General features: G+C 66.4%; 21 protein-coding genes. 11 read left to right on the top strand and 10 right to left on the bottom strand.

Annotation, left to right across the window (positions count from 1 at the left end):
- Positions 1 to 52 precede the first annotated feature (52 nt).
- A complete protein-coding gene (gene thiL, locus MU553_RS11240; protein WP_247376815.1) occupies positions 53 to 946 on the top strand; it encodes a thiamine-phosphate kinase in 894 nt (297 codons plus the stop codon).
- Positions 947 to 958: 12 nt separating this feature from the next.
- Here thiL and MU553_RS11235 read toward each other — a convergent pair whose 3' ends face one another.
- The 3 genes from MU553_RS11235 to MU553_RS11225 form a co-directional block, all read right to left on the bottom strand.
- On the bottom strand, positions 959 to 2074 hold the full coding sequence (locus tag MU553_RS11235) for a site-2 protease family protein (RefSeq protein ID WP_247376818.1): 1116 nt from the start codon (positions 2072 to 2074) through the stop codon (positions 959 to 961).
- A gap of 167 nt (positions 2075 to 2241) precedes the next feature.
- Positions 2242 to 2490, bottom strand: a complete 249-nt coding sequence (locus MU553_RS11230) for a DUF7123 family protein (protein WP_247376820.1) — start codon at positions 2488 to 2490, stop codon at positions 2242 to 2244.
- Between the two features lie 278 nt (positions 2491 to 2768).
- A complete protein-coding gene (locus MU553_RS11225) occupies positions 2769 to 3599 on the bottom strand; it encodes a molybdopterin synthase (protein WP_247376822.1) in 831 nt (276 codons plus the stop codon).
- Positions 3600 to 3703: 104 nt separating this feature from the next.
- Here MU553_RS11225 and pyrH point away from each other — a divergent pair, with 104 nt between their 5' ends.
- The 5 genes from pyrH to MU553_RS11200 all read left to right on the top strand — a co-directional run bounded on the left by pyrH (position 3704) and on the right by MU553_RS11200 (position 11027).
- Positions 3704 to 4396, top strand: a complete 693-nt coding sequence (gene pyrH / locus MU553_RS11220) for a UMP kinase (RefSeq protein WP_247376824.1) — start codon at positions 3704 to 3706, stop codon at positions 4394 to 4396.
- Positions 4393 to 6123: a lysine--tRNA ligase gene (gene lysS / locus MU553_RS11215; RefSeq protein WP_247376826.1), complete on the top strand. Its 1731-nt coding sequence runs from the start codon at positions 4393 to 4395 to the stop codon at positions 6121 to 6123. Before pyrH ends, lysS begins: the two co-directional genes overlap by 4 nt.
- Positions 6124 to 6221: 98 nt before the next feature.
- Positions 6222 to 8045 carry a site-2 protease family protein gene (locus MU553_RS11210; protein ID WP_247376828.1) on the top strand — a complete coding sequence of 608 codons (1824 nt, stop codon included), beginning with the start codon at positions 6222 to 6224 and terminating at the stop codon, positions 8043 to 8045.
- A 107-nt stretch (positions 8046 to 8152) separates the two neighbouring features.
- Positions 8153 to 9079: a zinc metalloprotease gene (locus MU553_RS11205; protein ID WP_247376830.1), complete on the top strand. Its 927-nt coding sequence runs from the start codon at positions 8153 to 8155 to the stop codon at positions 9077 to 9079.
- Between the two features lie 40 nt (positions 9080 to 9119).
- The gene (locus MU553_RS11200; protein WP_247376832.1) at positions 9120 to 11027 is read left to right on the top strand and encodes a heme-binding protein; all 1908 of its coding nucleotides are present in this window, start codon (positions 9120 to 9122) and stop codon (positions 11025 to 11027) included.
- Positions 11028 to 11069: 42 nt separating this feature from the next.
- Here the strand turns inward: MU553_RS11200 and MU553_RS11195 are convergent, their stop codons facing one another.
- A complete protein-coding gene (locus MU553_RS11195) occupies positions 11070 to 11342 on the bottom strand; it encodes a hypothetical protein (RefSeq protein ID WP_247376834.1) in 273 nt (90 codons plus the stop codon).
- 73 nt (positions 11343 to 11415) lie between these two features.
- Positions 11416 to 11763, bottom strand: coding sequence for a DUF7344 domain-containing protein (locus tag MU553_RS11190; protein WP_247376836.1), 348 nt, complete (start codon positions 11761 to 11763; stop codon positions 11416 to 11418).
- Positions 11764 to 12040: 277 nt separating this feature from the next.
- Here MU553_RS11190 and MU553_RS11185 point away from each other — a divergent pair, with 277 nt between their 5' ends.
- Positions 12041 to 12517, top strand: coding sequence for a pyruvoyl-dependent arginine decarboxylase (locus tag MU553_RS11185; RefSeq protein WP_247376838.1), 477 nt, complete (start codon positions 12041 to 12043; stop codon positions 12515 to 12517).
- Positions 12518 to 12557: 40 nt separating this feature from the next.
- The gene (locus MU553_RS11180; RefSeq protein ID WP_247376840.1) at positions 12558 to 12917 is read left to right on the top strand and encodes a DUF5811 family protein; all 360 of its coding nucleotides are present in this window, start codon (positions 12558 to 12560) and stop codon (positions 12915 to 12917) included.
- Positions 12918 to 13100: 183 nt separating this feature from the next.
- On the opposite strand, the gene MU553_RS11175 is transcribed toward MU553_RS11180, so the two are convergent.
- Both MU553_RS11175 and infB read right to left on the bottom strand, forming a co-directional pair.
- Positions 13101 to 13331 carry a DUF8015 family protein gene (locus MU553_RS11175; protein WP_247376842.1) on the bottom strand — a complete coding sequence of 77 codons (231 nt, stop codon included), beginning with the start codon at positions 13329 to 13331 and terminating at the stop codon, positions 13101 to 13103.
- Between the two features lie 76 nt (positions 13332 to 13407).
- Positions 13408 to 15231, bottom strand: a complete 1824-nt coding sequence (gene infB, locus MU553_RS11170; RefSeq protein WP_247376844.1) for a translation initiation factor IF-2 — start codon at positions 15229 to 15231, stop codon at positions 13408 to 13410.
- Positions 15232 to 15437: 206 nt separating this feature from the next.
- On the opposite strand from infB, the gene MU553_RS11165 reads away from it, so the two are divergent.
- Together MU553_RS11165 and MU553_RS11160 are read left to right on the top strand one after the other, a co-directional pair.
- Entirely contained in the window at positions 15438 to 15677 is a 240-nt protein-coding gene (locus MU553_RS11165; RefSeq protein WP_247376845.1) for a PRC-barrel domain-containing protein, read from the top strand.
- Between the two features lie 13 nt (positions 15678 to 15690).
- Positions 15691 to 16149 (top strand): NOB1 family endonuclease, encoded by a 459-nt coding sequence (locus tag MU553_RS11160; protein ID WP_247376846.1) that lies wholly within the window; start codon positions 15691 to 15693, stop codon positions 16147 to 16149.
- Between the two features lie 75 nt (positions 16150 to 16224).
- On the opposite strand, the gene MU553_RS11155 is transcribed toward MU553_RS11160, so the two are convergent.
- From MU553_RS11155 to MU553_RS11145, 3 genes are all read right to left on the bottom strand, one after another.
- Positions 16225 to 16356, bottom strand: coding sequence for a CopG family transcriptional regulator (locus MU553_RS11155; protein ID WP_247376848.1), 132 nt, complete (start codon positions 16354 to 16356; stop codon positions 16225 to 16227).
- Between the two features lie 127 nt (positions 16357 to 16483).
- Positions 16484 to 17635, bottom strand: coding sequence for a CPBP family intramembrane glutamic endopeptidase (locus tag MU553_RS11150; protein ID WP_247376850.1), 1152 nt, complete (start codon positions 17633 to 17635; stop codon positions 16484 to 16486).
- A 591-nt stretch (positions 17636 to 18226) separates the two neighbouring features.
- Positions 18227 to 19546: a glucose-6-phosphate isomerase gene (locus MU553_RS11145; RefSeq protein WP_247376852.1), complete on the bottom strand. Its 1320-nt coding sequence runs from the start codon at positions 19544 to 19546 to the stop codon at positions 18227 to 18229.
- A 111-nt stretch (positions 19547 to 19657) separates the two neighbouring features.
- On the opposite strand from MU553_RS11145, the gene MU553_RS11140 reads away from it, so the two are divergent.
- A complete protein-coding gene (locus MU553_RS11140; protein WP_247376854.1) occupies positions 19658 to 20203 on the top strand; it encodes a DUF8056 family protein in 546 nt (181 codons plus the stop codon).
- Positions 20204 to 20239: the final 36 nt, after the last annotated feature.

Genomic DNA, 20239 nt, shown 5'->3' with positions numbered 1-20239 from the left:
CACCGACTGCCACCTCCCCCGGGATTTTAGAGGGCGCCCCCGAAGGGCGGGTATGGACGAGCGGGCGGCACTCGCGCTGTTAGCCGATGACCTGCCAGCCGCCGGCGACGACGCGGCCGTCGTCGGCGAGCAGGTGCTCACGACGGACATGCTTCACGACCGGACGGACTTCCCGGTCGGCACCACACGCTACACGGCCGGCTGGCGCGCCGTCGGCGCATCGCTGTCGGACGTCGCCGCGATGGGGGCGGAAGCGACGGCGGCCGTCGCCGTCTACGCGGCCCCGTCGTTCGACGAATCCGAACTCCGGGAGTTCGTCCGGGGTGCACGCGACGTCTGTGCGTACGTCGAGGCCGAGTACGTCGGCGGCGATCTCGACCGCCACCAGGAGTTTACCGTCTCGACGACGGTCCTGGGACGAACCGACTCGCCGGTGCGTCGGTCCGGCGCCAGCCCGGGCGACGCGGTCTGCGTCACCGGCACGCTCGGACGGAGCGGGGCCGCGATCCGGCTGTTCGAGCAGGGCGAGTACGACCGCGCGAACGACCTCTTCCGGTTTACGCCCCGGGTCGTCCCCGGGTTGGCTGTGGCCTCCCACGCGACGGCGATGATCGATTCGAGCGACGGCCTCGCCCGCTCGCTCCACCAACTCGCCGACGCCAGCGACTGCGGCTTCGCTATCGAGCGGCCGCTGCCCATCGACGAGGCGGTCGACGACGTCGCACCCGACGAGGCGACGCGCCGCGAACTGGGCGTCTTCTTCGGCGAGGACTTCGAACTCGTCTTCACGATCCCACCCGGCCAGTTGCCGGGCGTCAGGGACTGCTGTGACGTACAGATCACGAAAATCGGGACGGTGACCGAGCCCGACGAGGGGCTCACGCTCGCTGGCGACGCCCTGCGGGACAGAGGATACACGCACGCCGGCGAGGACGACGCGGAGTAACGAGAGCGACGCTCAGGCCGCGGCGACCTCGATCGGGATCGGCGTGAAACACGCCAGTCCGAGCAGGAAGGTGAGGAGTCCGACCGCGAACCGTTTCCGGTCGAGCGGGGAGTCGTCGATGGGGTCGGTCGGCCCGGCGTAGGCGAGACCGAGCGCCAGGACGCCCCAGATGAACCAGATGTACACTGCCTGGCCACTCCGGGCGACGAACAGGTAGGCGCCGAGGCCGAAGAGGCCGGCTGGGACGGCCGCAGACACCGTCTCCGTCCGCTTGCCGAACATCGCTCGGACGATGTGGCCGCCGTCGAGTTGGCCGACGGGCAGCAGGTTCAGGAACGTGATGAACATCCCGAGCCAGCCGCCGAAGACGACCGGATTGAAGATCTTGTTCGGGGCGCTGTAGGTGAGCGGCTGGCCGGTGATCGCCGACAGCACCTGCAGCATGAGCGGGTGGTTGAACGACAACTCGAACGGCACCCGCACCGGGTCCAGGTGGAGGCCGATGATGGTCACGACGACTGTCGCGCCCAGTCCGGCCAGCGGACCGGCGACGCCGATGTCGAACAGCGCCTTCCGGTCGGGTATTCGGCCGCGCATCTTGATGACGGCCCCCATCGTCCCGAAGATCGAGGGGAAGGGGATGAAATACGGCAGGCTAGCGTCGACCCGGTGGTAGCGACTCATCACGTAGTGGCCGAGTTCGTGCGTCCCGAGGACGCCGAGCACAGCAGCGGTAAACGGCCAGGCCTCCAGGAGGCTGAGCGGGTCGTTCCCGACGTCGATTCCGTACCAGACGGTGCCGACGAACAGCGTCGAGAGAACTGTCAAAACCGCAAGTACGACGTTCGTCCAGGGAATCCCGTTCAGGCCGAGCGATCGGGGTTTCGCGACGAGCGCGTAGTTCCCGGCCATCAACTGGGGGCCTCTGGACGGCTGCTGCTGGAGCGACACGTCGTAGTCGTACTCGTGGAACAGTGGCCACACTTCACGCTCCAGAACGTCCGAGGAGACTGCTGGGCGACCGATATACAGGAGTTTGTCGCCGTCGGTCCGCACCTCGTAGACGCGAAACGCCGAAGAGAGTTCGTCGACCGCGGGCGCGTCCCCCGGGACACCGCTCCCATCCATCGATTTCCCCTTGTACACGCGACCGTATAAATCTCCGGTCCGAATATCACACGAAAGAACTCGTCAGTGTCTCGAACGGTCGATCTCGGGGGTCGGGGAGGGCCCCGAGACGGCGGTTCGGGACGGCTGTCGTCGGGGGAACGGCCGGGGAGGCTGCGTCGTGGTGTCTAGTTGGCGGGCTCGATTCGCCACGTGGTCGCGCTCGTGTACGACCACTTCTCGACTTCCAGATCCGTCGCGGATTCGCTGAGTTTGACCATGAGCGCACCGATCTCCTTGGGCGAGAGGCCGACCTCGTCTGCGATGAATTTGCTCTTGAAGTACATCTCGCCGTCCTGGGCTTTCTGCTTCAGGTACGACCGGAGTCGTTCTTCCTTGCTCTGCGTTTCGGTGGAGGGCTGCGTTGTAGCGCTCATTTGTGACACCTCATCCGTTCGTATCAACTACATCTGCATATAAAGCCAGGAAGCTTCGAGTCACTTCGGCGGTTTTAGCGTCGGTTCGGGCCTTTTTCCGCCTAAATCGGTGTAAAACAACTCTTTCATAACGTTTCGAGAGGGCGCGAGACGTTTTACAAACGAATCTAAGGCCGTTATGATGTTCTTACTCCAGGGTGGCCGAGTGGGACTGACACGGCCACTCGCAGCGCCATTTGGCGGGTGATGTTGCCGCATCTCGCCTGGCGCGCGGTCGGTCACTCCCTGTCGTGGACCCAGAACTCCTCGTCGACGGTCACTTCCTTTTTGAAGATCGGGACCTCGTCTTTGAGCCGGTCGATGCCGTCTTCGACGGTCCGGAACGCTTCTTCGCGGTGGCCGGCGAGCACGACGACGAACACGATGTCCTCGCCGTACTCGATGACGCCCGTTCGGTGGTGGAGGCGAACGTCTACGACGCCGTCTCGGGTTTCGAGCTCGGCGCTGATGGTCTCCATCTTCTCCTCGGCGACGCCTTCGTACTTCTCGAACTCCAGGTACTCCGTCGGAGCGTCCTCGGGGGCGTCTTTCGCGCGGACGCGGCCGGTGAACGTCGCGATCGCGCCGGCGCGTTCGGCCGCTGGTGACGCTTTGACCTCCTCGACCAGCGTGTCGAGGGTCACGTACGGTTCGGTCGACGCGAGCGACGAGAGTACGTCGTCGACGTCGACGGCGTCGGCGTCCGGACCGGCCGCGAGTTCGGGGCCGGCGTGCTCGCGGTCCCCCAGGACGACCTGTGGGATCGCAGCGTGGCTGAACCCCTCGACGACTGCGTAATCGTACGCGGGCGCGAGGTCGGCCAGCGTCTCGTCCAGCGTTCGCTCGGTGCCGGTGGCGAACCAGCCCTCGTCGTCGGTGAGGCCGTAGGTCGCTGCGGCTCCGGCTGTCCGGTGGCGGTCCGTGTCTTTCCCCTCGGTGTCGACGTCGGGTGCGTGCGTGAGGTGTTTGACCGTGGCGACCCGTCCGCGGTCGGTCAGTCGCTCGACGAGCCGTTCGACGAGCGTCGTCTTCCCGGAGTCGGACGGCCCCACCACGCCGAGTACGTGCATACCTGAATCGCAGGCCGTCTGGGCGCATTAGCTTTCGGTCCCGCGATCGCCCGGCCGACGCGGAGTACGAACGCTTAAGAACGGCTCGGAGCAACCCGGACGTAATGAAAGTCGTCGTTTCTATCGGCGGGAGCGTGCTCGCGCCCGACCTCGAACCGGACCGAGTACGCGCCTACGCGGACGTCATCGAAGGGCTGGTCGCGAACGGCCACCGCGTCGGCGTCGTCGTCGGCGGGGGCACGGTCGCTCGGGACTACATCACGACCGCCCGGGACCTGGGCGCAAACGAGATGCAACTCGACCAACTCGGCATCGGCGTCACCCGGCTGAACGCCCAACTGCTCATCGCCGCGATGGGCGAGCAGGCCGCTCCGACGCCGCCCGAGAACTACGAGGACGCGGGCACCGCGATGCACCGCGGGGACGTGCCGGTGATGGGCGGGGTCACGCCAGCACAGACCACCGACGCCGTGAGCGCCGTGCTCGCGGAGTACGTCAACGCCGACCTGCTGGTGTACGCGACGAGCGTCCCCGGCGTGTTCAGCGCCGATCCCAACGAACACGAGGACGCCACCCGGTTCGCGGAGATGACGCCCGACGAACTGGTCGACATCATCGCCGACATCGAGATGGAGGCGGGCAGCAACGCCCCGGTGGACCTGCTGGCCGCGAAAGTCATCCAGCGGGCGAACCTGCGCGCCATCGTCCTCGACGGCACCGAACCCGAACGGGTCGCCAGCGCGATCGACGACGACGAGCACGACGGGACCGAGATCCGGCCCGGTGGTGACCGATGAGCGAGGACGCCGAGAGCGCAGTCGAGGACATCGACCTGTACGACCCCTACGCGGTCGGACGCACGGCCGGCCGCGCGTTCTGGGCCGACGCCGTCGCGGACGCCATTCTGGCGAGCGAGCCCGACGAGCCCATCGTCATCAAGGGCGGCGTCTCCCCCTCGGGTGTCCCGCACATCGGCCACTTCAACGAGATTCTGCGGAGCTACTTCGTCGCCGAAGCCCTCCGAGACCGCGGCCACGAGGTCCGCCAGGTGTTCACGACCGACGACAAGGACCCGCTCCGGAAGATCCCCCGAACGCTGGCCGACCTCGACTGGAACGTCGTCGACTTCGGTGACGACGCCGTCGACTCGGCCGCCGTCGGCCAGAACCTCGGGAAACCCTACACGGACATCCCCGACCCGTTCGGCTGCTGTGACTCCTACGGCGCGCACTTCACCAACCTCCTCGAACAGAGCGCGGACCTGGTGGACGTGCCCGTCGAGTTCGTCTCGAACACCGAACTGTACGCCGACGGGGAGTTCGAGGAGATCACGCGCTTCCTGCTCGAACACACCGACCAAGCCCGCGAGACGCTCGCCGAGTACCAGGCCAGCGTGGACGACTCCTACGTCCCGTTCACGCCCCAGTGCAGCGAGTGCGGGCTGCTGACGGGCCAGATCGTCGACGTCGATCTCGACGAGGGTACCGTCGCGTACGAGTGCACCGAGATGGAAGCCGGCGACCGGACCATCGAGGGCTGTGGCCACGAGGGCACGGCGACGCTCCGGGACGGCAAGCTCCCGTGGCGTTTCGAGTGGCCCGCCCAGTGGGACATCCTGGGGGTGGACTTCGAGCCGTTCGGGAAAGACCACGCAGAAGGCTCCTGGCCGAGCGGGGAGGACATCGCCCGGAACGTCCTCGACGTCGAGCCGCCGGTGCCGATGGTGTACGAGTGGTTCACGCTCAACGGCGAGGCGCTCTCCTCGTCGTCGGGCAACATCGTCACCGTTTCGGAGGTGCTGGAGTTGCTCGAACCCGAGGTGTTCCGGTACTTCTTCACCAAGAACCCCCGCAAGCAGCGTGACTTCGACGTGACGACGCTCGACCAGCTGGTCGACGAGTTCGACCAGTTCGAGCGGGTGTACTACGGCACCGAGGAGCCCCGCGACGAGGAGGAAGCGGAACTCGCCGAGCGAGCCTATCCGATGGCCGTCGGTAGCGAGGCACGAAGTGCCTCGGGAAGCCGGACGCAGTCCGGCGACGGCGAGGCGGCCGACGACCAGCCCATCCGCATCCCGTACACGTTCGCCGCCGTGCTGGGGATGACCGACGACCCCGAACTCCGCGAGCAGATGGCGCGGCGCGAGGGCCACATCCCCGAGGACGCCACCGAGGCGGAGATCGAGGCCGCGCTCGCGCGCGTCGAGCGCGCCCGACAGTGGGCAAAGCGGACCGACAACGAGTACAACTACCGGCTGGCCGAGGACCTCCCCGAGACCGACTTCGACGACGACGTGGCGGCTGCGCTGGCCGAACTGGCCGACTTCGTCCAAGCCGGGCACGACGGCGAGGAGATCCAGGGCGAGATCTACGAGGCGGCAAAGCGCAACGACGTGGAGGTGGGCGATTTCTTCGCGGCCGGCTACCAGCTGTTCCTCGACACCGACCAGGGACCGCGGCTCGGGCCGTTCCTGGCCGCGCTGGACGAGCAGTTCGTGCTCGACCGCCTCCGTCGGGACGCGTAGCACTGTTCGGGGACGCCCTCGGGCCGCGGTCACCCGGCGGTCGCCCGCCGGTGTCGTGAACCAAACTCTCTTGACTCACAGGCCCGTCTCGTCGGACGATGGTAAGCACGCTGACCTGGGTGCTCGCAGGCGTTCTCCTCTATACGCTCGTCGCGATGGCGCTGCGGGCCCAGGGCAAGATTCCCGAGTACATCCGGGTTCAGGGGCCGATTACCACGATCCACACGAAGCGTGGTCGCGCGTTCCTGAACTGGCTGGCGTCCCCGCGTCGGTTCTGGCGCGCCTGGGGGAACTTCGGCGTCGGTATCGCACTCGTGGTGATGATCGGCATGTTCGTGACGGTGTTGCTCGCCGGCATCCGGTCGTTCAGCCAACCCGAGGCGACGCCGGTCCGCAACCCCCAGAACGTCCTCGTGATTCCCGGCGTCAATGACTTCCTCCCGATGTCCGCCGCGCCCGAGATCGTGTTCGGGCTCGTCGCCGGTCTCATCGTCCACGAAGGCGGCCACGGACTGCTCTGCCGCGTCGAGGACATCGACATCGACTCGATGGGGCTGGCGCTGTTCGCGTTCATCCCCATCGGGGCGTTCGTCGAACCCAGCGAGGAGAGCCGGAACCGGGCGAACCGCGGCGCACAGACGCGGATGTTCGCCGCCGGCGTCACGAACAACTTCGCGATCACGCTCGTCGCCTTCCTCTTGCTGTTCGGACCGATCATCGGCTCGATCTCGGTCGTGAGCGGCGTCCCCGTCGGCAAGACGTTCCCGGGGTCGGCCGCTGGAGCGTCCGGCATCGAGGGCGGTGACGTCATCACGAGCGTCGACGGCCAGCCCGTCGCCAACGCCTCGGAACTCGACTCGGTGCTCGTCAACACCACCGACCGGACGGTCACGGTCGAGCGGCAAGACGCCCCCGCGGTGACGGTCAATCGGACGCTGATGATAACGCGGGCCGTCCCTGGGGTGCTCGACGGGCGGCCCGGCGAAACCGGCGTCAACATTAGCGGGGCGACGCCGCCGACGATCACCGCCGTCAACGGGACGGCGGTCTACACTGAACAGGGCTTCGCCGACGCGATCCAGAACCGCTCGCTCGTCACGGTGTCGACCACCGCCGGCAACGCGACGTTCCCAGTGGGTGCGTACGTGACCCGAGCGAGCGCGGGCGACCCGCTTGACGAAGCCGGCGCACCGACCAACGGGACGCCGATCGTCATCACGCAGTTCGGTGAGACGCGCGTCACCGATACGGCGACGCTCCAGACGGCGCTGGCACAGCACGACGCCGGTGACGAGGTGACCGTCGAGGCGTACGTCCTGCAGGGCGAGCGGGCGCAGCCGGCGACCTACAACGTCTCACTGGTTCAGGACCCGGACGGCGAGGGCGCGTACCTCGGCGTCTTCCTCCAGGGCGGGACGAGCGGCCTGGCCGTCAACGACTTCGGCATCGACATCTACCCTGCCGAGGGCTTCCTCGGGTTGCTCGGCGGCGGGAGCGGTCCCCTCGGTGGCCTGACCGACGGCTCGTTCGTCCGCCAGGTGTTCGCCGTCCTCCTGCTGCCCTTCATCAGCGTCCTCGACCCGAACTTCTCGTACAACTTCGCGGGCTTCGTCCCGGAAGTCGTCGGCTTCTACACCGTCGAGGGGCCGCTCGCCGCGCTCGGCGGGGGCGTGTTCACGCTGGCGAACGTCACGTTCTGGACGGCGTGGATCAACCTCCAGCTCGGGATGTTCAACCTCGTTCCGGCCTTCCCGCTCGACGGCGGGCACATCCTGCGGACGAGCACCGAGGCCGTCATCTCGCGGCTCCCCATCGAGGGCGGTCGCCGGCTGACCACGGCCGTCACCATCTCGATCAGTCTGGTGATGCTCGCGGGCCTGTTCCTGATGATCTTCGGCCCCGGTCTGCTGGCCAGCACCTAACGGTCGGTCGCGCTGGCCTCTTCATCGTGGTCTAGTCGTGTCTTACCCGGAACTGACCGTGGTAACGTCCGACGTACAACGTGTGATTCGGTCGACCGTGGCGCTGTATGAACGGCCGGGTCGTGATCGCTCTCCTCGTCCTCGCCGTCCTCGCCTGGACGCAGGGTCTCGTCCCGATCACGCACGTTCCGGGGTTTCCGGACCGCGACTTCGATCGGGACGGCCTCAGCAACGAGCGCGAGCGGGCGCTGGGGACGAACGCCTTCAAAGCGGACTCCGACGGCGACGGCCTCGACGACTGGTACGAGCTCTCGGCGCTGGAGACCGACCCGACGACGGCGGACACCGACGACGACGAGTTCTCGGACAGCGTCGAACTGGTCGGCGGCCCGCCGATCGCTGGCGCTGACCCGCTGCAGCGGGACGTGTTCGTCGAGATCGATTACGTGACCGGGAAGCGCCCGTCCCGGGAGACGCTCGACCGAGTCGCGGCGGTTTTCGAGGCGGCTCCCGTCCGGAACCCGGACGGCTCCACCGGGATCGATGTCCACTTCGTCATCGACGACGAGATCGGCTCTCCCACCGCGACGACCCCGAAAGAACTCTCTCGGATTCGGAAGGCCCACTTCGACAACTCGTCGGTCGGCTACCATTACGCCGTGTTCGTCGGACAGGCGGGCGGCGAGAACAGGACGCGGACCGGGTTTCAATCGTCGGGACCCGGCTACCGCCAGATGGCGATCGAGTACCAGGGCGGCGACTTCGCGGGGACGTTCGTCCACGAACTCGGCCACTCGCTCGGGATCGACGCCGACGACTACGCGGGCGTGGACTCGTACGCGGTGTCGGCGGCCACCTACCCGAGCGTGATGAACTACAACTACCCGGACTCACCGATCAGATTGACTCACGACGGCCCGTTCGACGACTGGGAACACATCAACGACTCGCAGATCAATCCGCGGCCGCGCGAGATTCGGCGCCGTCTCACCCGAGCGCGAGCCGAGGACGACGGCTCGGTTCTCGAAGACTGAGAACGGAAACCTCCTTACGGACCGTTCCGAACGGCCCCGTATGGAACAGCGCGATCCGCCACCGACCGAAGAGGGTTGGTACGCCCTGCACGACTTCCGGACGATCGACTGGGACGCCTGGCGCAACGCGCCCGAACACCGCCGCGAGCGCGCGCTCGAGGAGGGGATCGACTACCTCCAGTCCCACGCGAACCTGGACGACGTGACCGACCCCGACGAGTTCGGCGGCGGTGCGACCGCCGTCTACACCGTCGTGGGACACAAGGCCGACGTCCTGATCATGCACCTCCGCGAGACGGTCGCGGAACTGGACACCGCCGAGCGCCGGTTCGAGCAGACCGCCTTCGCCGAGTTCACCGAGCAGCCCAACTCCTACCTCTCGGTGACGGAGGCGTCGGGCTACACGGAGTCGGCCCGCGGTTACTTCGAAGGCGAGGTCGACGACGACTCCAGTCTCGCGCAGTACATCCAGAAACGGCTCCATCCCGAGGTCCCGGACTCGGAGCACGTCTGTTTCTACCCGATGAGCAAGCGCCGCCAGCCCGAGCAGAACTGGTACGACATGCCGTTCGACGAGCGGGCCGACATCATGGAACGCCACGGCAACATCGGCAAGGGCTACGCCGGGAAGGTCAGCCAGATGATCGCCAGCAGCGTCGGCTTAGACGACTGGGAGTGGGGCATCACGCTGTGGGCCGACGACCCCACGAACATCAAGGACCTCCTGAACGAGATGCGGTTCGACCCCTCGTCCAGCCACTTCGCGGAGTTCGGTCCGTTCTTCTTCGGTCGGAAGTTCCCGCCGGCAGACCTGCCGGCCGTCCTCGCGGGCGACGACGTGCCGACCGGGGACAGCGACACCGCCGGCCAGCACGCCGAGACGAGTGCACCCGCTCACGCCGGCGACTCCGGCGGTCACCCTCGCGGTGAGACTGGCAGCCACGGAACGTCCGACAGCGACTCTCACGCCGGCGGTCCCCCGACGGGCGGCAGCGACGAGGACGACGAGATCGAAGCCGACGACGAGATTCAGCAGAAACTCGGCAACCTCGGACTCTACCCCGGTGAGGATTACGACGAGGGCGACCACGGCCTGGTCTTTTACTCCCAGGCCGACGCGCAGGACCTCGCCGACGAGGTCGACGGCCTGCGGAGCAACTTCGAGCACTACGACACGCACGTGCTGACGACGGTCCGGGCCAACGAGGGCCGGGCGGCCATCGCCAGCGTCTGGAAGACCGAGAGCGCCGCCGACACGGCAAGCGGCTTCCTCAACGACCTCTCGGGGATCGTCGAGGGGTACCGCGGTCCGCTCGGCGAGGGCGACGGCGAGACCGACGACGCCGAGACCGACGCGGGCGACGAGATCCGCGGCGAACTCGAAGACCTGGACATCTACGCCGGCCAGCCACACGGCGAGGACGTGTACGCGCTGGTGCTGTACTCCGAGGCCGACCGCGAGGAGCTGTTCGCGGAAGTCGACGACCTCCGGGACGGCTTCGACCGCTACGACACCCACGTGAAGACGGCGCTGTACGACTCCGAGTCGGGCGACGACGACCGGACGGCCGTCGTCAGCATCTGGGACACCCAGAGCGCCGCCGACACGGCCTCCGATTTCCTCTCGGACCTGCCCGGCATCGTCGCCCGCGCGGGCGAAGAGTCCGGCTTCGGGACGATGGGGATGTTCTACACGGTCAAGCCCGAGCACCGCGAGGACTTCGTCGAGAAGTTCGGCGAAGTCGGCGAACTGCTCGCTGACATGGAGGGCCACCACGACACGGCCCTGATGGTCAACCACGAAGACGAGAACGACATGTTCATCTCCAGCCAGTGGCGCGCCAAGGAGGACGCGATGGACTTCTTCCGCTCGGACGCCTTCTCGGAGACGGTTTCCTGGGGACAGGACGTCCTCGCCGACCGCCCGCGGCACGTGTTCCTGGCGTAACCGCACAACGGTTCCCCGCGTGCTCGTTTTCGCCTACCGCTTTCAGTCGGCTCGTTCGCCAGCGTGGCTGCCCGTGAGTGCCTGCTGGAGGACGTGCCCGAGGAACCCGATGCCAGGAACGGCGAACACCGAGGCGTGTACCCAGGCGTCGTAGTCGACGTTCGGCGGTTTCGTCACGAGGAAGAGCCCGTAGACGGCCAGCATGATGACGATCCAGAGGGCGGTGATGACCAGAAACGGGACGGCGTCACGAACGGCGTCCGCGACCGCTGCTTTCGTGCTCTGTGACTCGTTGTTGCTGTCGATCTGCACCATTAAAGAACAGTGGCCACGGCCTGTTCGGGTGCGTCTTTGCTGGGAGCGCTGCGAGGCTGGCTCGTCGGCGTGCTTACTCGTCCAGCGCTTCGAGAACCGTGATTCCGCGTTCGAAGCGAGGTCCCGGCGCGACGTCATCGTCGTTCGCGTCCTGTCGACTGTCGGTCCCCCCGTCGGTCTGTTCGTCGCTGGCGTGCTCGACGAGGCCGACTGCCTGGAGCGCGGGCAGGTGCCTATGATGGAGGGCAACCTGTGCCCGTTCTCTGGTGGCATCGAGAGCGGTTTCGACCGTCGTCAACGAGACCGTGTCCCGGCCGTCCGTCGTCTGTTGCTCGTGCAGGCGTCGCAGGAGCCGACGCCTGTGCGGGTGTGCCAGTGCTCGGAGGAGTTCGTCGACAGTCCGGTCTGTGTCTCGTCTCATCGTTTGTCCGTGAACGCGGCCACGGGGCGGCGGTCCGACTCGACTCGCGTCACCGTCGCCGGCCGATGACCGTATTCACACTGCGGAATCGCACAGTAACTGTATAGGTGTTTTATCGCCCTTCTCGAAGACTGCGTGCCCGCTCGGTCCGCTTCTGTTGCGGCTTGTCCCGACGCGGCGGACTGCCGTGCCGATAGCTGTGAGTGACAGATCGGGTGCACGGTGTGGCTGGGGGGGAATCGTAACCCCTTACCGCTGGCCGCGGTCTATATCGGGTATGAGCGTCATTCGGCTCGTCTGGGGACGAGCAACTGGGCCAACGCCGACGGCGTCCTACGACGCGGCGCTCGCGGCGGCGAACGTCCACAACTTCAACCTGATCACCGTCTCCTCGGTCATCCCCGCGGCGGCGCAGCTCGAAGTCGTCGAGACTGCCCCGGACCTCGGCGACGTCGGCGACTCGCTGACGGTCGTCCAGGGCCGAGCCACGCGGGGGCCGGGCGACGCAGGCGCCGCTGGCATCGGCTGGGCACGCAGCGAGTCCGGGCGCGGTATCTTCTACGAGTCCTCGGGCGACGACGAGGCGACCGTCCGCGACCGCATCCGGGACGGACTGGACGCGGGGAAGGATCTGCGAGACTGGTCGTTCACCGACGAGGACGTAGTCGTCGTCGAGGCCGACTCCGACCCCGAGGCGTACTCGACGGTCGTGGTCATCGCGGCCTACGGGGAGAGTCGTCCAATCCTGCGCTAGCCGGCGGATTTATACGTTCGACATACATAGAACAGCGGAAATGTACGGAAACGCCCCGTTCGCGGGTACCGACGACGTCGACGTGCCGACGCTTTCTGCCGAGCAGCGCCAGCACCTCCGCCGCGATCTGGCCAGCGTCGCCGCCCGAACCCGCGAGTTGCTCCCGGACGAGTTCGCCGTCGGTCTCGAACTGTCCGCGAGCCCCGAGGGTCCCCGGGCGACCGTCGCCGTCCAGCCCCCGGTCGGCTCCATGGTCAGCGCCGGCTACACCCCGGAGGACACGACCGACATCCGCATCGCTGAGGACGAACGCACCGACATCGCGCAGGGGCTCGCCGCGAGTGCCGCCCTGCAGGTCAAACAGGCGATGGGCGATACGAACTCCCAGACTGCCCAATAGTACCTTTTTTAACGGGGGAATCGCGCTCGCCTCTGGCGAGCGCTCAACCCCCGTCAAAAAATCTACGCTAAAAAAGCCGGACGCTCGGCTTCGCCTCGCGTCCGGTGAACCGGCGAGCAAGCTCGCCGGATGCTGGCGACCTCCTGCTGCTCAGCTAGCACGGGTAGTCAGCAAACCGCGCCGCTACCGCTCGCACTTGCTGCTCGTCTCGCCGTCGACCGGCGGCGAATAAAACAGCGCGTAGCCCATTGCAGCGCTCGCGGGCAGACTCCCGACTGCCAGCGCCAGCGTGAGCGGCACGCCGACGAAAAACCAGATGACAACCGCCACTATCAGTGGTCCCGGAATCACGGAGAGGACCAGATCCGGCTCGGACACTCGATCGAGACGTGTGTCTGAGATGGTTGCCTCCACTCACACCGTCCACAGCGAGCTAATTAAATATTATTACTTGGCAGAAAACGGAGGTATTCCCGTGCCGGGGGTCCGCTCACTTCCCCCAGAAGGGGTCGCGGTTGCGCTGTTTCTCCAGGTACATCGAGAGCGCTTCGCGCTCGTCCGCCGGGATGTCCTCGGTGAGTTCCTGTTCGAGGATCTTCGCGTGCTTCTCGGGGAGGTGGACCCAGAGTTCGTCGCCCTCTTCGATCTGGCGGCCGACGGTCGGGCCGTCGATGGAGACCGCCGCGCGCTCGCCGGCGCGGAGTTCGTCGACGTCCTCGCCCTCGTCCTGGATGGATTTGAGGTTGCCGACGCGCTTGAACTCGCCGTCCTCGAACTTCGCGGCGTTCGTGTTGCGCTTGACCGTTCCCGACCGGACCTCGACGCCGACCACTGCGGGGTCGGACTGGCGGAAGGTGTGGTCTTTGAGGATCTGGAAGCGCGCGGGGCGGGTGATGTTCTCCAGGACCTGCTCTTGCTGGGACTGCTCGATCGCCTCGACGTGCTCCTCGTACTCCTCGATGAGCCGGTAGATGACGTCGTGTTCGAAGATGCGAACGCCCTCCTGTTTGGCGAGTTTCTCGGCGTCGTCGAGGATGTCGACTGAGAACGCGAGGATCGCCTTGTGTTTGTCCTCGGCGGCGGTCTCGGCGACCCGGATGTCACGCGGGGCGACGTCGCCGACCTCCGCGCGGACGATGGGGATCTCTGACTCGTCGAGCGTGCTCGCGATGGCCTCCAGGCTCCCGAGCGTGTCCGCCTTGACGATGACGCCCTGTTCTTCCGTGCGGACCTCGATCTCGGCGAGTTCCTTCTCGACCTCTGCGACGACTTCGTCCTTGTTCCGGTTACGGACGACGCGGATCGGCGCGCCGGCCATGGCGTCGTCGAGATCGGGCGCGGCGATCTTCACACCCGCCGCCGCCGACACCTCGTCGACTTTCTCGAACTGCTTCTCGGTGCGGATCTCGGCCAGCGGCCGGGGCTGGAGCAGTGCGCGTACCTCCGTCGTGATCGGTGCGTTCAGGCCGCCGACGATGATCTCGTCGTCCGCCCGGATCGTGCCGTCGTAGAGGACGGCGTCGACGGTCGTCCCGAAGCCCTGGGTGTCCTTGACCTCCAAAACCGTGCCTGCGCCCGGACCCTGGACGTCGATGGCCATCTCCTCTTTCATGTAGCGCTGGGAGAGGCCCATCAGGACGGTCAGCAGGTCGGGGACGCCCTCGGCGGTCATCGCCGAGACGGGGACGACGCCGATGTTCTTCTGGAAGTTCTGGACGCGCCAGTACATGTCCGCGGAGAAGCCCTCGTCGCTGAGCTGCCCGATGATCTTGTACAGGCGGTCGTTCAGGTCGCCCTCGACGCGGTCCGATTGCTGTTCGATGGACTGCTGGATGGGTTCGCCCTCGTTGGGGTTCCAGCCGGGGACCGTGTCCACTTTGTTCGCGGCGACGATGAAGGGCGTCTGGGTCCGTTTCAGGATGTCGACGGCCTCCAGCGTCTGGGGCTGGAACCCGTCGTTGACGTCGATGACGAGCACTGCGATGTCTGCGAGCGCGCCGCCGCGCGAGCGCAGCGTCGAAAAGGAGTGGTGACCGGGCGTGTCGATGTACAGCAGGCCCGGCAAGTCGAAGTCGTCGGGGTTGACGAGACTCCCGGCCATCTCGGAGATGGTTTCGAGCGGGACGGCGGTCGCACCGATGTGCTGGGTGATCGCGCCCGCTTCGCCCTCGGTGACGGTCGAGCCGCGGATCTTGTCCAGCAGCGTGGTTTTCCCGTGGTCTACGTGGCCGAGGACTGCAACGATCGGTGTCCTGAGCGCGTTCGATTCGTCCCCCGCCGTACCGGTCTCAGTGTCCGGGTCAGAGTCAGACATGGCATATCACCGTGGAGAATCCTTACCCCATACCAACCGTGCGCGGGATTTAAGCTTCCTCCTTTTGGGGACGCCTGTCAGCGGATGACGCACGGCCGCCCGCGCGACTGATCGGACCCGCAGGACGCCCGGCTCGCGGGTTCCAGCGTCTGACCCGCGTCACACGGCCCGTGGCGTTTATGTGAGTGGAATACACACCTCTCGGTATGGCAGAGATACTCGCCGAGAACCTCTCGGGAAAGGCCGTTATGGGTTCGGACGGGGCCGAACTCGGCATGCTGTACAACATCACGATGGACGCGAACTCGGGTCGACTGCACAATCTCGTCGTCGAACCGGACGAGATGGCCCGGGACACCGGGTTCGACACGGACGACGCCGGTCGGTTTCTGATTCCCGTCACTCGCGTACAGGCGGTCAAAGATCACATGATCGTCCAGAACTGACGTTTGTCCTTCGATGTACGTTCTCGATTCTTCGGCATTCATAAACGAGTATCACACCCAAGAGCGCATCGCGTCGATTCCGATGGTCCGCGAGGAACTCGAAGACGAGAGTGCCTACCGCTTCGACGCCCTCGAAGGGTCGGGCATGCACCTCCACATCCCGGAGGGCGAGACCGTCGAGCGCATCGAGCGCGCCGCGCGTGAGACCGGCGACCTCGACGAACTCTCTCGGACCGACGTCCGGCTCGTCGCCGCCGCTTTCGAACTCGACGGGCACCTGGTGACCGACGACTACGCGATGCAGAACGTCGCGGAGAAACTCGACGTCTCCGTCGAGGTCATCGCCCAGGACGGCATCGACGAACAGCGCGACTGGCTGTTCCAGTGTTCCGGCTGTGGCCGCGAGTTCGACGAGAACCACGACCGGTGTCCGATCTGCGGGAGCGAACTGACCCGGAAGAATCCCGCGTAGTCGTTCCCAACGCTTCCGCCGTTTGCTTCTACAGTACGCTGTCAGTTCGGGCAGCCGCCAGTCCCACCTGGCGACCTACAGGTGATCCAGTCCGACGTCGATCAGCTGGCGGAGCACTTCCTCTTCGGTCAGGTCGTACTCCTGGGCCAGCGTCTTGACTTCCCGTGCGAGGTCGTCGTCGCAGACGACCGAGTAACGGGTCGGCATGCTACTGACTTGGAGATTTCAGCGGATAAATACCCGTCAGACAGGCGTCTCATCGCGCGGCAGACGCGCTGGGTTGTTGCCTTCGACGGTACAATTTCGTGTCCGTCCCTGAAAGAAGGTCGCGGCCCTAGAGACCGGGCATGGTGCCAGTCAACTCGACGTAGAGTGCGTAGAACTGGATGGCGTTGAAGGTCCCGTGGATGAAGATGGGGACGAGGATGTTCTCGGACTTGTAGTAGCTGTAGCCCAGGACGAGCGAGAGCACGAACACGATAAACAGCGTCGAGAGCATCGCGATGGGATTGGGATCGGCGTACTGCTGGAAGTGGATCGCGGCGAAGGTGACGCTGGCGACGAAGACGGCCGTCCGCCGCGAGAACGACTCGTAGAGGTACTTCTGGAGGACGTTGCGGTAGACGAGTTCCTCGCCGGGACCGATGGCGAGCCAGGACAGCGGCACCAGCGGCAGGAGAAACGCCGGCTCGGGAACCTGCTCTGCGAGCCGCTGGATGCTGCTGTCCGCGGTCGGGAGACCGAGTTGCGTGAACGTGTACGAGACCAGCCCGGCCCCGAGGAAGATGACGAGCAGACCGCCGAGACTGTAACCGACGTCGCGCAGGTCGGGCCGTTTGACGTCGATGTAGTCGAGGCCGAGGTCGCGATAGCGCAGGTACCCCAGCGTGAACAGCCCCAGACCGATCCCGGACCCGGCGGTGACGATCGGGTACATCTGACTCGTCCCGAACGAGGAGACGAGCGCCATCGGCACGATCGCAAAGGAGTAGGCGACGACCGTGCTCACCAGGAAGCCGGCGAAGCCGATGACGATCGCAATCGCGACGGCGCGAACCTGCGTCCACAGCAGGTCGTCCGTGATCGCACGGAAGTCCGCGACCGCGACGACCGCAGCGAACAACCCTGCAACTCCGGCGATGGGCAGGCCGAGGCCGAGCGTGGGTGTCGTTCCCTCGCCCAGCGCAGGCGTGACGAGCCGTGCGAGTGCGACGACGGCGACCCCGAACGAGAGCAGGCCGGCCATGGTGCTGCCGAGCGGTCGGTTGAGCGTGCCGTGTCGGCGGAGGGAGAACGTGACTGTTGCCCCGAGCGCGAGGGTGGCAGCGAGGGCGCTCCCGTCGATTCCGGGGACGGAAACGAGTGACGGCTGGCCGGTCCAGGGCAGGAAGGAGGCGACCAGCGCGAGGCCCGCGAGGACCAGGCCGAGCGTCGGCGCGGCGCCGGTCGCGGGCGCGCCGTCCTCGGCTGCGTGTGCTGTTGCCATTGCTACGTGCCTGGACCTCTGGCGGTTTAGTGACTACGTTTCCGACCCCACTTTTTTACTGCGGGGGTGTCCTCGCTTCGCTGCGGGCACCCCCCGAAGCAAAAACCTGGACTAAAAACTGCTCCGCGCTCATTACATTCGCGCGGAGTGAACCCCCTCGCTCGCTGCGCTCGCTCGGCGGATGCTTGTTCACTGTGTGCGTATCGGGTATTCGATGGATAGCCGCTCCCTGCTCAAAATCTCGTGTCCAACACAATCAACGTAAAGAGAACAAAGCCACCTGCCAACAATGCACCTTCCCACAGACTATACTGAAGTGGATAGACAGTCAGCCCACTGAATATCACAGTTCCGAGAAGTCCGATTACACCGACAAAAATAGCCCGCTCCTCTCGCTTCATGATTTATTGTTGACGCAAACGCTGATAAGACTATTGTCTGTACTGAGCACCAGCATCCGCGTGAACGAAGTGAACGCGGTTCTCCGCGAGCGCGCCGTAGGCGCGACTCGCGGCCTTTTTTAGCGTAGATTTTTTGACGGGGGTTGAGCGCTCGCCTCTGGCGAGCGCGATCCCCCCGTTAAAAAAGGTACTATTTGACGAGCAGTTCCGTCTTCTCGGCGACGGCGTCGGCCTCCTCGAAGTCGCCGCCACCGAGCAGGCCGCGGGCGGCGCGCTTGCCCCACTCGACTGCCGGCTGGTTGAACGTCTCGATGTCGTACAGCTCGCCGGCGAGGATGCAGGCTGCCTCCATGCCGTAGAGGAGTTCGCCCACGCTCTCGGCGTCGAGTCGGTCGAGTTCGATCCGGACGTTCGGCCGGCCGGCGGCCGCGAGGCTCGCCTCCGTCGCCTCGAACTCGGCGTCCAGGAGTTCGCCCAGCGACGACCCGCCCAGATAGGCGAGTCCGTCGATGTCCGTCTCGGGGATCTCCCGGTCGGCGCGCTCGCGAGCGCGCACCAGCGTGACCATCTTGTCTCGGGGGCCCGCGCGGTAGAGCTGGAGCTGGGAGTGCTGGTCCGTCGCACCGAGCGCCCGCGCGGGCGTCTGACCGAGCCCGTCTTTCCCCAGGCTCTCGGCCCACAGTTGGGCGAACCACTCGGCGAAGTACTCCAGGCGCTCCTCGTAGGGCATCATCGCGGTGATCGACGCGCCGCGCTGATCCAGCGCGTAGCTCACGGCCCCGTACGCGTAGGCGGGCGACTCGAACAGCGATCCCGCGAGCGAGTCGGCGCCGGCGCGACCGCCCTCGATGAGTCCCTCGATATCGTGGCCCTGGATGGCAGCGGGGACGAGCCCGACGGCCGAGAGCGCCGAGAAGCGACCGGGGACGCCCTCGGGAACGTCCAGCGCGGGCATGTCGTGGCGGTCGGCCAGTTCGCGCAGCGGGCCCTCCTCGCCGGTCGTGACGACGGTCCGCTCGGTCCAGTCGACGCCCGCCGCTTCCATCGCCTCGCGGACGACCAGAAAGTTCGACAGCGTCTCGGCGGTCGTCCCGGAGCGCGAGACGACGTTGACGGCTGTCCGGTCGAGCGGCACTTCGGCCAGGATCTCGCGAACCCGTGCGGGATCGACGTTGTCCAGCACGTACAGCGGGGCTGCGTCTGCGTTCTCGCCGTCGGCAGAGAGGCCGCCGAGCGCCTGCGAGACAGTCGCTGCGCCCAGGGCGCTGCCGCCGATGCCGACGGTGAGGATGGCCTCGGCGTCCGTGAGCGGTTCGACGGCGTCCTCGATGGCCGCGGCGTCGGTTCGCTCGGGGAGGTTCAGCGAGGCGTAGCCGAACTCGTCGTCGGCCCGGCCCCGTTCGATGCGCTCGTGGGCGCGGGCGACGGTTTCGTCGAGCTGATCGAGCGCGTCCCGGGAGACGCCGGGGGAAGCGACGCTCGCCAGTGCGTTACCGATGTCGACTCTCATACCCGACCCTGGTCACCGCCTGGAGAAAACACTTCCTCGTTGGATCGGCACCCCGGCTCCCGCGAACGGCAATCGCGTTCCTTAACGGGGCTGGGGTGCTACGGGGAGCCAATGACGGAGGCGGCGAGCGGCGAGACACCGAACGAGGAACGCACAGCCGACGAGGACGCCTACAACGGCGTGTTGGGCGCGTTCCCGTACGCGATCCGGGCCAGCGAGTCGCTGCTGTTCAAGACGTACGGCGTCATCGGTGGCCTGCTCGCGGGCCTCATCGCGTTCCTGTTTACGCTCTCGCTCGTCGGTATCGTCGCCAACACGACCGGGACCGCGGGCGGCGTGTTCTCCTTTTCCCGCGCGTTCGTCATCTTCGTGGGGTTCGTCGTCGTGTTCCCGCTGATCGCACCGGTGCTGTCGGTCGCGCGCCGACACCGCCGGACCGGGTCGACGCCACGCTACGACGCCGCGCTCGGGCTTGCGGGGTACGTGTTCGTTCTCTCGCTGTATCTGGCGTTGCTTCTCTCGATCCCGCCGGAACAGCAGGAGCCGACGTCGAACGCGGTCGTCCAGTTGTTCTACGACCTGCCGGGGATCTACGGACTGGTGCCGCCGACGCTCGCCGGGCTCGTCCTGTATCTCGTGCACCGGCGCCTGACGTGAGGGCGGATCGGTGACGAAACCGGGAAAAAGCACCAG

Source organism: Halorientalis brevis (assembly GCF_023077655.1).
The sequence above is the reverse complement of the archived record's forward strand: the minus strand, read 5'-3'. Positions and strand labels throughout refer to the sequence as shown.

Coding starts and splice junctions, on each gene's coding strand:
- thiL (WP_247376815.1), top strand. CDS start 53: ATGGACGAGCGGGCGGCACTCGCGCTGTTAGCCGATGACCTGCCAGCC.
- MU553_RS11235 (WP_247376818.1), bottom strand. CDS start 2,074: ATGGATGGGAGCGGTGTCCCGGGGGACGCGCCCGCGGTCGACGAACTC.
- MU553_RS11230 (WP_247376820.1), bottom strand. CDS start 2,490: ATGAGCGCTACAACGCAGCCCTCCACCGAAACGCAGAGCAAGGAAGAA.
- MU553_RS11225 (WP_247376822.1), bottom strand. CDS start 3,599: ATGCACGTACTCGGCGTGGTGGGGCCGTCCGACTCCGGGAAGACGACG.
- pyrH (WP_247376824.1), top strand. CDS start 3,704: ATGAAAGTCGTCGTTTCTATCGGCGGGAGCGTGCTCGCGCCCGACCTC.
- lysS (WP_247376826.1), top strand. CDS start 4,393: ATGAGCGAGGACGCCGAGAGCGCAGTCGAGGACATCGACCTGTACGAC.
- MU553_RS11210 (WP_247376828.1), top strand. CDS start 6,222: ATGGTAAGCACGCTGACCTGGGTGCTCGCAGGCGTTCTCCTCTATACG.
- MU553_RS11205 (WP_247376830.1), top strand. CDS start 8,153: ATGAACGGCCGGGTCGTGATCGCTCTCCTCGTCCTCGCCGTCCTCGCC.
- MU553_RS11200 (WP_247376832.1), top strand. CDS start 9,120: ATGGAACAGCGCGATCCGCCACCGACCGAAGAGGGTTGGTACGCCCTG.
- MU553_RS11195 (WP_247376834.1), bottom strand. CDS start 11,342: ATGGTGCAGATCGACAGCAACAACGAGTCACAGAGCACGAAAGCAGCG.
- MU553_RS11190 (WP_247376836.1), bottom strand. CDS start 11,763: ATGAGACGAGACACAGACCGGACTGTCGACGAACTCCTCCGAGCACTG.
- MU553_RS11185 (WP_247376838.1), top strand. CDS start 12,041: ATGAGCGTCATTCGGCTCGTCTGGGGACGAGCAACTGGGCCAACGCCG.
- MU553_RS11180 (WP_247376840.1), top strand. CDS start 12,558: ATGTACGGAAACGCCCCGTTCGCGGGTACCGACGACGTCGACGTGCCG.
- infB (WP_247376844.1), bottom strand. CDS start 15,231: ATGTCTGACTCTGACCCGGACACTGAGACCGGTACGGCGGGGGACGAA.
- MU553_RS11165 (WP_247376845.1), top strand. CDS start 15,438: ATGGCAGAGATACTCGCCGAGAACCTCTCGGGAAAGGCCGTTATGGGT.
- MU553_RS11160 (WP_247376846.1), top strand. CDS start 15,691: ATGTACGTTCTCGATTCTTCGGCATTCATAAACGAGTATCACACCCAA.
- MU553_RS11155 (WP_247376848.1), bottom strand. CDS start 16,356: ATGCCGACCCGTTACTCGGTCGTCTGCGACGACGACCTCGCACGGGAA.
- MU553_RS11150 (WP_247376850.1), bottom strand. CDS start 17,635: ATGGCAACAGCACACGCAGCCGAGGACGGCGCGCCCGCGACCGGCGCC.
- MU553_RS11145 (WP_247376852.1), bottom strand. CDS start 19,546: ATGAGAGTCGACATCGGTAACGCACTGGCGAGCGTCGCTTCCCCCGGC.
- MU553_RS11140 (WP_247376854.1), top strand. CDS start 19,658: ATGACGGAGGCGGCGAGCGGCGAGACACCGAACGAGGAACGCACAGCC.